Raw genomic sequence first — 8340 nt, forward strand, 5'->3', positions numbered from 1 at the left:
ACCGAGGCCGAAGAGGCCAAGCACGAGCTGTTCGAGCTCAAGGGGCACGTCTACGGTCTGGAGCGCACGCTCGGGTTCCGCAACAAGGCGATGAATACCCGCGAGAACCGGATCCGCGAGCTGCGCCTGCAACTCCAACGCCTGCAGGCGGCCCACGAGCGGATCCGCGGATCCCGCACCTATGCGATGTCGCGGGTGTTCTTCCACGCCGCGCAGGTCCGCAAGCCGAAGGTCGTGGCCCGGAAGCTCGCGCGCCGGATCCGGAAGCGGTGAAGGGGCCGCGCCTGAGCGTGGTAGTGCCGTTCTACAACGTGGGGGCGTACATCGGGGACTGTCTGGACTCGATCGCACGGCAGACGTTCGCCGACTTCGAGGCGATCCTGGTCGACGACGGGTCACCGGACGAGAGCGCGGTGATCGCGAAGGAATTCTGTGGGCGTGACCCACGGTTCCGCGTGGTGCAGCAGGAGAACGCCGGGCTCGGTCCGGCCCGCAACACCGGGATCGAGCACGCGATGGGGGAGTACGTCACCTTCGTCGACAGCGACGACCTGGTCACCCGGCACGGGTTCGGGCTGCTGATCCGGTCGCTCGACCGGACCGGTTCGGACTTCGCGGGTGGCAACGCGCGGCGGTTCAACAACAGCTACGGCGTACGGCCGTCGTGGTTGCACGGGCAGGCGTTCACGGCCGACCGGCAGGCCACGCACGTCTCCGAGACGCCGCAGCTGGTGCTGGACCGGATGGTGTGGAACAAGATCTACCGCCGGTCGTTCTGGGACGAGAACAGCTACCAATTCCCGGCGATCCGGTACGAGGACTACCCGATCACACTCAAGGCGCACCTGGACGCGGTCACCGTCGACACCATCGCGGCGCCCGTGTACTTCTGGCGCGAGCGGGAGTCCGGTGACTCGATCACCCAGCAGAAGTTCCAGTTCGCGAACATGCGCGACCGGGTCTTCTCGGCCGGCATCGTGCTGGACGAGGTCGAGAACGCGCTGCCGATCATCCGGCACCGGGTGCACGCGCACTTCCGGCAGATCGACCTGCACGCGATCCTGTCCGCGTTCGGCACGGTTCCGGCCGAGGAAGAGCAGCACCTCATCGAGCTGAGCACCGAGCTGCTCGACCGACTGGACGATGCGGTGCTGACGAACTCGCCGCGGCTGGCCCAGCTGCAGTTCGCGGCCCTCCGCGCGGGCGACATCGAGTTGCTCCGGATGGTCGCGCTCGACCCTGCGACGGCTCAGGAACACCTGCAGATCGACAAGACCGATCTGACCCTGGCGACGAGCGTGCGGGAGGTGACCTGGATCGACGGTGAGCTGGTGGTGAAGGGCACCGCCGAGATTCGCCACCTGCAGTCCAAGCCGTCGACACTCCGCATCGGCCTGGTCGTCGGCGGCCGGCACCACCGCCTTCCGGTACGGCGGTACGCGGCGACCGATCTTCGCGGCGAGCAGAGCCTGGTCGGTTTCGAGGTTCGGGTGAGCCGCGAACTGCTCGCGAAATGCCCAGCTGGACCGTCGCAGTTCGACGTCCGGATGCGGGTCGGTGGGGTTCGGCGCCGAGACCTGTTGCGTGGCCAGAGAGCCGGGAGCCCGGGCTGGCCGCCGGGCTCGTGGATCGACGGGACGAGCTGGATCCAGCCCGGTCCGGGCAAGGACGGCGCGCTCGCCGTACGGCGGTTGTCGGATCCGTGCCGGTTGACGTCGGTGGAGCAGACGCCGGATGCGTTGGTGCTGCACGGGCGGTCGGCGTTCGACGAGCCGTCGCTGTTCGTCAGCCGGCCGTTGTCGGGTGGCGAGGAGGAACTGCCGCTCGAGGTCAACGGCCGCGATTTCACCGCGCGGCTGCCGATCCGGCCGATTCTCGAGGAGACCAACCCGGACGATCCGTTCAGTCAGCGGACGACGCGGGCGTTCCGGATGCGAGGGCCCGAGGGGCGCGAGCAGGTGCTGCTGTGGACGGCCGGGGACCGGTTGGTCTCACACGCCGAGGGTGGGCGCGCGGTGATGCTGACCCGCTCGACCGGCGGGTACGTGAACCTGCACGAATCGCCGATCCGGATGACCGCCACCGCGGCCGTCGCGGCCGGTGACATGTTGGTGGTGCGCGGGCCGGACTGGGGTGACGTCGACTTCAGCTGGCGGCGCTACCTGCCCGATTCCGACGACCACGTGGACGTCGCGTGCCGACGTACCGTGTCGGACGACGGCTGGGCAGCGGTCGTGGAGATGGCCGACCTGGACCCGGCCGACTGGATCCTGTTCGCCACCTGGCCGGACGGTACGGCGCACGCGGTGCAATGTGAACCGTTCCTCTCCAGCCACCTGCCCTTGCTGATCAGCCAAGGCGAACGCACCCTCACCGTCCGCCCGCTCGCCGGAACGCTGCACCTCGAGGTCGCGTAGAAGTCCGGCAGCTCGACAGGAGGTGTCCGCGAAATCAGCGCGGGCGCACGCTGCGCTGAGCGTGACGGGCGGCGATCCGACGCGACACCTCCTGTCGAGCTGCCGATTCTCAGCGGCGCGCGACCATCAGTTGGTGGGTGACAGGCCAGTCGAGTGGGTCGCCGTCGGGGGTGGTGATGGTCGCGACCGGGGCGATGCGGTTGTCGATCACCCAGTCGTTCCGCCAGGCCCGCGAGGCCGGGTCGATGGTGAAACCGGCGCATTCAGCGACCGCGGTCCAGCCGGCGAAGCTCAGGCCGCAGAACTGTTCGTGGGTCTCGCTCAGCCAGTTGTCGAGGTAGTCCTTCCGGGTGAGGAAGTCCATCGCGTCGGCCAGCCGGAGCGTGAGCTTGTCACCGCTGACGTCGTACCCGAACGGGACCCGCGCGTTCCGCCGGAAGTCGTGGGCGAACTGGAAGAACCGTGCCCGGGTGGACAGTTTCCCGACGTACGCGGCCGGTTCGTCGAGCGCCTCGAGGTCGGTGACGTCGTCCGGGTTCTCGCCGTCACTGTCGTCGAGCCGCAGTACGACGGGGCGGTCGGGCTCGTCGGGTCCGCAGACGTCGGAGTTGATCCAGACACCGTGCGGTGCCGTGTGCGCGAACAGTGCGTCGGCGAACCGCTGGATCGTGGCGGGGCGAGAGCCGTCGGCGTACGACCAGATCTCGTGCGTCAGCGCGAGCGTCAGCGTGGTGTCGATGGAGCGCGCCGGGAAGACGGCCGAGCCGAGCATGTTGCGCTGGTAGAAGTAGACGTTCGGGTTGCTGAAGAGTCCCTGTTCCTTCTTGTGCACGCACTCGGCGTACAGGTGCCGCGCGACCTCGACGCCGATCAGGTCCGACTCGTGGAACCGTGGATCGCGATCGACGAGCTGCAGCGTCGCGCCGGTCGCGCAGCCGATGTCGAGGATCCGGCCGGGGCGCACGAAGTCCTTGATCTGCAGCCATTTCCGGTCCGCGGCGGTCTCGAACGCGTCGGCGTACGTCTTGTAGTCGCGGGTGGTGGTGAGCCCGCCGTCATCGCCGACCACCGGGTCGTTCACGCAGCGCGCGACGTGCGCGTCCAGCGCGTACCGCTCGAACACGTCGACGGTTGCCGGATGCGCGAGCTCCTTCCACTGCTCGTTGCCTGCGGCAATCATCAGCAGGACGTCCCACGGCCGCGCCGTCCCCTCGGGCTCGACGCCGATCACCTGGTACCCGAGCTGCTCGTACAACTTGCTCACCTCGGGCGTCGAGCAGGCGACGACGGTGTTCTCCACCGTCAACCGCACCAGGTCGTCGGTCCCGGCCTCGATCGCCTTCACCGTCACCTCGGCGAACTCGTCCGTCGGCGCCGTGTCCACGACCCCCACCACCAACGACCGGATCGCCTCCACCGCACTGAACCGCTCGATCGCCGCCTCCCGCCGATCGAACCCCACCGGATTCCGCTTGGTGGTCGAGTGATTGGCCGAAGTCACCGCCCACACCACGGTCCTGGCCGCGAACCTCCGCAGGAACTCCCCCTGAAACCGCGTCAACACATGATGCCGCCCGGGGAACAACAAATACTCAGTCACGCCGGACCCTTCCGTGCGTAGCATGCGTCGGACACGACGACATGATCGCAAGGAAAGGGGCTTCGGTGCTCCGCTGGGTGGCTGTGGCAGGGTGTCTGACGCTGGTGCTCGCCGGGTGCCGAGGCGCCGAACCGCCGGCGTCCGGGGTGCGTCCGGCCGGAGACTCGGCATCCGTGCCTTCGGCAACGCCCTCGATCACGCCCTCGACGACTCCGGTGCCGTCGCCGAACTGGACCGAGCTCCCACGGACCTCGGTCACGCCGGCACCCGCGGCCAAGTTCCGGTACCGGACTGCTCAGCTGGAGGCGGCGCTTCCGTCCGTCTACGGGAAGGCAAGGCTGGCGAAGCTCGGCCCGATCTACCCGCCGCTCGCGACGGCGAGGTCCGCGGTCGACCCACTGCCGCCCGGGCAGGTTTCGCCGGAGCTGTGCCGGAAGTTCATCCAGTTCGACGGGACGCCGGGGATCAAGGGCGACTTCGTCGCACCTGGTACGCCATCGGCACTGACGGACGGCGGCGCGCCCATGGGGCCGCTCCTGACCGGCCCGCAGGTGTTCGCAAGTGTCGTTGAGCTTCCAGGCGCGCTCGGTGACCGGCTGCTCGACCAGCGCCTGCCCACCCCGGCCGAGTGCGCGCACATTCAGCTCGACGGCCGTGACCGTGCCTCGATGGTCGAGCGCCCGGCGCCGGGGTTCGGCGTTCGCGCGCGGTACGTCGTGACCAGTTATCCGGTCGCCGACGTCCGCTACGTCGAGCGCAGGCTGTACTACCGGACACCGACATACGTCGTGGAGGTCCGGATGACGGGAACCGCTGCGAGCGATGCCACGTTCCTGGCGTTCGCTCGGGTCACTCGTGATCGGCTGGCCGCCGCGTTGAGAGGCTAGAGCAAGTCCCAGGTGAGGGGAGTGCCGGCTTTGGCGGCGATGCGGAACGGGCGGCCCTCGACTTGGGAGTAGGCGTCGGGGGCGAGGCCGCCCGCGGGGCGGACCGAGCGGACGTTCTCGAAGGTGACCACGTCGCCGGGCCGGACGTCCTGGGTGACGTAGAGGGAGCGGCGGAAGCGGAGGACGTTCTGTTCCGCCTGCTTCGGGCCGATGACCGGTTCGCCCAGGGACAGCTGCGCCACGCGGGTGCTTTCGACGAGCATCTCGAGCTCCCACGGCTCCAGCGAGAACGCCGAGTCGACGCCGCCGTCGACGCGCTTCAGCGTCACGTGCTTCTCGATCACCGTCGCGCCGAGGGCGACCGCGGCGACCGCGGCGCCGATGCCCATCGTGTGGTCCGACAGCCCGATCTGTACGCCGAGTGCGTCGCGAAGGACCGGGATGCCGCGCAGGTTCGACTGCTCCGGCGGCGCGGGGTAGCTCGCCGTACAGGAGAGCACGATGATCTGCTCGTTCCCGGTCGAGCGGGCGGCGCGGACGGCGGCGTCGATGTCCATCAGCGTCGCGGAACCGGTGGAGATGATGATCGGCTTGCCGGTCTCGGCCATCCCGCGGACCAGCGGCAGGTCACCGATCTCGTTCGACGCGACCTTGTACGCCGGGACGTTCAGCTTCTCCAGGAAGTCGATCGCGGTCTGGTCGAACGCGGACGAGAACGCGACCATCCCGAGCGACGTCGCCAACTCGAAGATCGGCTCGTGCCAGGCCCACGGCGTGTGCGCCTCCTCGTACAGGTCGTAGAGCCGTGCGTCGCTCCACAACTCGTGCTCGGCCGGCAGCCGGAACGCGGGCAGGTCGAGGTCGAGCGTCATCGTGTCCGCGGTGTAGGTCTGCAGCTTCAGCGCCTGCGCGCCGGTCTCCGCGACGGCCCGGACGATGTCCAGCGCCCGCTCCAGGTCACCGTTGTGGTTCCCCGACATCTCCGCGATGACGAACGGCTGATGATCCGGCCCGACCGGCACCCCGCCGATCTCGATGGTGCTGGTCATTGTTTCCCCTGGTGTCTACGGTCCTGCTTGCGCAGGCTGATCGGAATCACGGTGATCTCGCGACCGTCGGCGTACCGCGTCTGCGGCGTACCCTCGGCGAACCGGAAGCGCCGGTTCATCTGCCGGACCACGGCATTGTGTTCGAGCACCTCGCCGCTGAGCACCTCGAGACCGAGCTCGTCGAATGCGTACGCCGTCGCCTCGCGCATGATCTCGATCCACGCGGGCAGCGTCTCGCCCCGCTCGGCAAGCCCGTCGGCGTCCAGGAAGAACCCCCAGGATCCGGTGGTTCCTTCGAGGTCGAAGAAGTTCACCACGCCCGCGGTCGCGTCGTCGCGCAGGTAGATCAGCACCTGGCGGCTCGGGTCCACGGACGTCTTCGCCCACCAGGCCGCGTGCTCGTCGGCGGTGATCTCGTGCGCGGTGATGCTCACGTCCCGGTTGGCCTGCTGGTTCCGCAGTCTCCGGATCGTGCCGACATCGTCATCGGTTGCGGGGCGCAGCATGCATCTAACTTAGCGCCAATCAATCGAGCGCTGTTCTTGAGGCACTTGGATGTGTAAACATCTTTCCACTTCACCGGAACTGTAGTCGGAGAGTGACATGAGAGTCTGGCGATCGATGGGTGTTCTCGGCGTGACGGCGGGCCTGGTGCTCGGCGGCCTGACAGGTACGGCGTCCGCGGCGCCGACGACAGCGGCGGATCAGCAGCAGTGCACGGCGAACGCGAGCACACCGCTGCGGCAGTTCCGGGCGAGCTGGGTCTCGTCGGTGGTGAACATCGACTGGCCGTCGAAGACCGGTCTGAGTGCCGCGCAGCAGCAGAGCGAGCTGATCGGCTGGCTCGACGACGCGGTCCGGCAGCACCACAACGCGGTCGTCCTGCAGGTCCGCCCGACCGCCGACGCGTTCTGGCCGTCGAAGGTGGAGCCCTGGTCGCAGTACCTGACCGGCAAGCAGGGCGGCGACCCCGGGTACGACCCGCTGGCGTTCGCGGTCGGCGAGGCGCACAAGCGGAACCTCGAGCTGCACGCGTGGTTCAACCCGTACCGGCTCTCGATGGGCACCGACATCAACGCCCTGGTCCCGACGCACCCGGCGCGGCTGCACCCCGACTGGGTGGTCACGTACGGCGGGAAGCTCTACTACAACCCGGGCATCCCGGCCGCCCGCAAGCTCGTCGAGGACGCGATCATGGACGCGGTCTCGCGGTACGACATCGACGGCGTGCACTTCGACGACTACTTCTACCCCTACCCGGTGGCCGGCCAGACGTTCGACGACGCCGCCACGTTCGCGCAGTACGCCGACGGCTACACCAACCTGCAGGACTGGCGGCGGCATAACATCGACCTGCTGATCAGCGAGCTGAGCCAGAAGATGCACGCGATCAAGCCGTGGATCAAGTTCGGCATCTCGCCGTTCGCCGTCTGGCGGAACAAGGCGACCGACCCGGAGGGCACCGACACCACGGCCGGCGTGCAGACGTACGACGACCTCGCGGCGGACACCCGCAAGTGGGTGCGCGAGGAGTGGATCGACTACATCGTGCCGCAGGTCTACTGGGCCGGTGGGTTCGCGCCGGCGGACTACAACAAGATCGTCCCGTGGTGGGCCGACCAGGTCCGCGGTACGCACGTGCACCTCTACATCGGCGAGGCGACGTACAAGGTCGGTACGTCGACGCAGTCGCCGGACTGGTCGGACCCGAAGGAACTGAGCGACCACCTCGCGTTCGACAGCACGATTCCGGAGGTGAAGGGGAACATCTTCTTCTCCGCGAAGGACGTCCGGGCGGACCGGCTCGGTGCGACCACGCTGCTGAACACCACCTGGTACTCGAAGCCGGCACTGATCCCCGCGATGCCGGCGCTCGACTCGCGGCCGCCGCTCCCGGCGCACGCCGTGCACGCGACACGGACCGCGGACGGTGTGCAGGTCAAGTGGTCGCGGACGTCGCAGGACACCACGTCGTACGCGATCTACCGGCGTGAGCTCAAGGGTGGCGACCACTGCCCGGACAACGACGCCCGCAACCTGATCGCGACGGTGCGATCGACCGGCGCCGCGCAGTCGTACGTCGACACGACCGCGACACCGGGGACGGCGTACATGTATTCGGTGACCGCGCTGGACCGTCTCGCCAACCAGAGCGTCGCTATCCCAGCTGTGTCGATCCGCTGACGCTGGGAGTCGAGCCGGAGAAGCTCGACGACGGGCTCGGGATGCTCGTCGGGGAGCCGGGGACAGGACGTGTCGTAAAGCTTCCCGACGGGCTGGGTGGGCCGGTCGGGAAGCTCGGCACGGTGCTTGTCGGCCCAGTCGTGGGGCCCCGAGGGGGCGCGGAGGACGACAGGGGCGCGGAGGGGACCCCCTAGAGGGAGCAA

General features: G+C 68.5%; 7 protein-coding genes. 4 read left to right on the forward strand and 3 right to left on the reverse strand.

The window, feature by feature from the left end:
* On the forward strand, nucleotides 1-273 hold a 273-nt coding region (locus tag ACWGID_RS38560), incomplete at its 5' end, for a hypothetical protein (RefSeq protein ID WP_452204319.1).
* Nucleotides 270-2417, forward strand: a complete 2148-nt coding sequence (locus tag ACWGID_RS38565; RefSeq protein ID WP_452204320.1) for a glycosyltransferase family 2 protein — start codon at nucleotides 270-272, stop codon at nucleotides 2415-2417. The genes ACWGID_RS38560 and ACWGID_RS38565, both read left to right, overlap by 4 nt.
* Nucleotides 2418-2526: 109 nt before the next feature.
* Here ACWGID_RS38565 and ACWGID_RS38570 read toward each other — a convergent pair whose 3' ends face one another.
* Nucleotides 2527-3918 (reverse strand): class I SAM-dependent methyltransferase, encoded by a 1392-nt coding sequence (locus ACWGID_RS38570; RefSeq protein ID WP_452204321.1) that lies wholly within the window; start codon nucleotides 3916-3918, stop codon nucleotides 2527-2529.
* 272 nt (nucleotides 3919-4190) lie between these two features.
* Here ACWGID_RS38570 and ACWGID_RS38575 point away from each other — a divergent pair, with 272 nt between their 5' ends.
* Entirely contained in the window at nucleotides 4191-4904 is a 714-nt protein-coding gene (locus ACWGID_RS38575; protein WP_452204322.1) for a hypothetical protein, read from the forward strand.
* Here ACWGID_RS38575 and pseI read toward each other — a convergent pair.
* The gene (gene pseI / locus ACWGID_RS38580) at nucleotides 4901-5953 is read right to left on the reverse strand and encodes a pseudaminic acid synthase (RefSeq protein ID WP_452204323.1); all 1053 of its coding nucleotides are present in this window, start codon (nucleotides 5951-5953) and stop codon (nucleotides 4901-4903) included. The genes ACWGID_RS38575 and pseI overlap by 4 nt on opposite strands.
* A complete protein-coding gene (locus tag ACWGID_RS38585; RefSeq protein ID WP_452204324.1) occupies nucleotides 5950-6459 on the reverse strand; it encodes a GNAT family N-acetyltransferase in 510 nt (169 codons plus the stop codon). Before ACWGID_RS38585 ends, pseI begins: the two co-directional genes overlap by 4 nt.
* A 97-nt stretch (nucleotides 6460-6556) precedes the next feature.
* Here ACWGID_RS38585 and ACWGID_RS38590 point away from each other — a divergent pair, with 97 nt between their 5' ends.
* Nucleotides 6557-8137, forward strand: a complete 1581-nt coding sequence (locus ACWGID_RS38590; RefSeq protein WP_452204325.1) for a glycoside hydrolase family 10 protein — start codon at nucleotides 6557-6559, stop codon at nucleotides 8135-8137.
* Nucleotides 8138-8340: the final 203 nt, after the last annotated feature.

This window comes from Kribbella sp. NPDC054772 (assembly GCF_053611945.1).

Bases quoted from the DNA above. Each gene is read 5' to 3' on its own strand.
- pseI (WP_452204323.1), bottom strand. From the start codon at position 5,953: ATGACCAGCACCATCGAGATCGGCGGGGTGCCGGTCGGGCCGGATCAT.
- ACWGID_RS38585 (WP_452204324.1), bottom strand. From the start codon at position 6,459: ATGCTGCGCCCCGCAACCGATGACGATGTCGGCACGATCCGGAGACTG.
- ACWGID_RS38590 (WP_452204325.1), top strand. From the start codon at position 6,557: ATGAGAGTCTGGCGATCGATGGGTGTTCTCGGCGTGACGGCGGGCCTG.